This is a genomic window from Patescibacteria group bacterium (assembly GCA_022560785.1).
GTDB lineage: Bacteria > Patescibacteriota > Minisyncoccia > Phycocordibacterales > JADFSL01 > JADFSL01.
The window spans coordinates 1-2,360 of record JADFSL010000052.1; the positions used below are offsets into that span (position 1 = coordinate 1).

Here is a 2,360-nt window from a genome sequence, read left to right on the forward strand (position 1 = left end):
ATAACAGGCTTATCTTGCCCAAGAGTTCACATCGACGGCAAGGTTTGGCACCTCGATGTCGGCTCGTCGCATCCTGGGGCTGAAGAAGGTCCCAAGGGTCCGGCTGTTCGCCGGTTAAAGCGGTACGCGAGCTGGGTTCAGACCGTCGTGAGACAGGTCGGTCTCTATCCGTCGTGGGCGTCCGGAGATTTGAGAGGAGCTCTCTCTAGTACGAGAGGACCGAGAGGGACAGACCTCTGGTGTGCCAGTTGTTCCGCCAGGAGCATTGCTGGGTAGCTACGTCTGGATGGGATAAGCGCTGAAAGCATCTAAGTGCGAAGCCCACCTCAAGATTAGATCTCCCGTCCTTTCCCTTCGGGGGAAGGAGTAAGACCGCAAGTAGACTACTTGTTTGATAGGCGGTGGGTGTAAGGGCAGTAATGTCTTGAGCTTAACCGTACTAATGGTCGAGGGCTTGGCCTGCTTCAGAGTTGATATTAGTTAGATAAAAGAGAGAGGGGTATAAAAGCCCCTCTCTCTTTTTCTTCCCCCTTCCCCCCCCAGGAGAAGGGGGATAAAGGGCGATGGGGTTGTCAATATCAAGGGAGTGAACCACTGAGACTTCTTATTGAATAAACTTCCTTGCTCTCGCTCCTAATTGGGTGGTCACGGGCAGTCCAAGAGGGGCGACAGCTCTTCTTTAATCTCTCCCTGCTTCGCCAGCCGTTAAAAATATAGGCTTTGTATGGCTTCCATTCGTTGTTGACAACTTTCGCCGAACTGTGGTAATAGTTGGTGTGGCTACATAAGAAAAGTAAATAATTCAAAAAGGAGGAGTAGATGTCGAATAAAATGGAAGGAATTCCTTTAGTTTCCTATAGAGAAAAGTGGGAAGAAGGAAAACTTGATTATGGTGTAGGAATAATCGGAGTAGGGAATGTGGCTAATTGGGCTCATCTTCCTACTTATGAAATTGCTGGACTTAATGTTGTTGCGGCAGCAGATATTAATGAAAAAGCTCTAGAAGTGGCAAAGAATAGGTGGGGAATTAAAAAAGTATTCAAAGATTACAGGAATCTGCTTGCTTTAAAAGAGGTGGATATAGTAGATGTAACTGTTCATCAAAAATGGGATGACATACGAGTTCAGATAACAAAAGATGCGGCTGAGGCAGGAAAGCATATACTTATGCATAAACCTATGGCTAGAACCTATGAGAGAGCTAAGGAAATAGTAGAGGCAGCCAAACAAAAAAATGTTAAATTCCTCGCTCTCTTACGAGGAATTATTAAAAATAAAAATCAAACTTAAATCTAACAGGCACGCAAAATGATTTCCTCAGGTTAATTAATTTTTAATTTCAGTTTAGGCAAGTCCTCTTATTTAACTTTATACCATCCAATTTTTCCATTATTTACTTTTTTTTCACAAAGCTCTCCTTTTTCTATTTCAAGTTTACCATTCCCATTAAAGTCAAAACCATAATATCTTGGTTTTTCAGGATGATTCAAGAACTTTCCATGTTTGCCAAGTTCAAAAAAATGTATCATATCCTCACGATTATTTCCAGATGCATCATAAATGTGAACATGATAGATTGTTTCTAAAATCTTCCAAAAATTATGCCTATGCTCGGAACGATGACCTGGAAGATTTATAGCCCATTTGGGCAATTCACATTTTTCAGAATAATTCTGCGCCGTAGCAACGCCCGCAAATAAACTAACTCCTGCGACCAATGTGATCAAAACTTTTCTAATCATATTAAGTAAACAATCAAAGAAAAACATATTTTTAAGTATTATTGTGATCTAAATTATTCAGAATCTTTTCCTCTTTCTTTTACAAAATCTGATAAATTATCTAATTCTTTAGGTAACAATCCCCTTTGAACCATTTCTTCAATATGCATGGCTGCAAACAAATTCCAAGCTGCCTGTCCAAGATGATCCTCATCTCTCATCCCTTCTAAATATTGATAAATATGTCTTATGGCACTTTCCATACATCGACTCATCGGAAGTCCCTTCTCCCAATTTCTATCCCCATGATTCACAGCCCCCCTCTCGTAAACTCCCGCCAATCTCTTTAATCCAATAGGACTTATAAGATCATATCTTCCTTTCCCTTGAGTTTGATCCCTAGTCGCCCCAGTTTTGTAATCTTGCTTCACCCCACTAAATTTAGTTTCAAAATCCTCAACCATTTGCAACCTCTCTTTTTTCATTTCCATACAAATCGATTAATCTCTCTTCCATTTCCTCTCGATCTGTATAAACCCTAGTTGAATGATCTTTTATCCAAGGATGATCATGATACCCATCTGTAACTAAACTATGAACAGGTTTTCCACATACTTCAGAAGTATGAAGAATTTCCAT

The 2,360-nt window shown here is 40.6% G+C and carries 3 protein-coding genes and 1 rRNA gene; 2 read left to right on the forward strand and 2 right to left on the reverse strand.

Annotated features, from left to right (window positions below; translation table 11 throughout):
- Nucleotides 1-462: ribosomal RNA gene (locus IIB50_03245) — 23S ribosomal RNA — on the forward strand; the annotation flags it as partial.
- A gap of 369 nt (nt 463-831) precedes the next feature.
- Nucleotides 832-1,290: a Gfo/Idh/MocA family oxidoreductase gene (locus IIB50_03250; GenBank protein ID MCH7530104.1), complete on the forward strand. Its 459-nt coding sequence runs from the start codon at nt 832-834 to the stop codon at nt 1,288-1,290.
- Nucleotides 1,291-1,358: 68 nt separating this feature from the next.
- Here the strand turns inward: IIB50_03250 and IIB50_03255 are convergent, their stop codons facing one another.
- Both IIB50_03255 and IIB50_03260 read right to left on the reverse strand, forming a co-directional pair.
- On the reverse strand, nt 1,359-1,742 hold the full coding sequence (locus IIB50_03255; GenBank protein MCH7530105.1) for a hypothetical protein: 384 nt from the start codon (nt 1,740-1,742) through the stop codon (nt 1,359-1,361).
- Nucleotides 1,743-1,795: 53 nt separating this feature from the next.
- Nucleotides 1,796-2,212, reverse strand: coding sequence for a hypothetical protein (locus IIB50_03260; protein ID MCH7530106.1), 417 nt, complete (start codon nt 2,210-2,212; stop codon nt 1,796-1,798).
- Nucleotides 2,213-2,360: the final 148 nt, after the last annotated feature.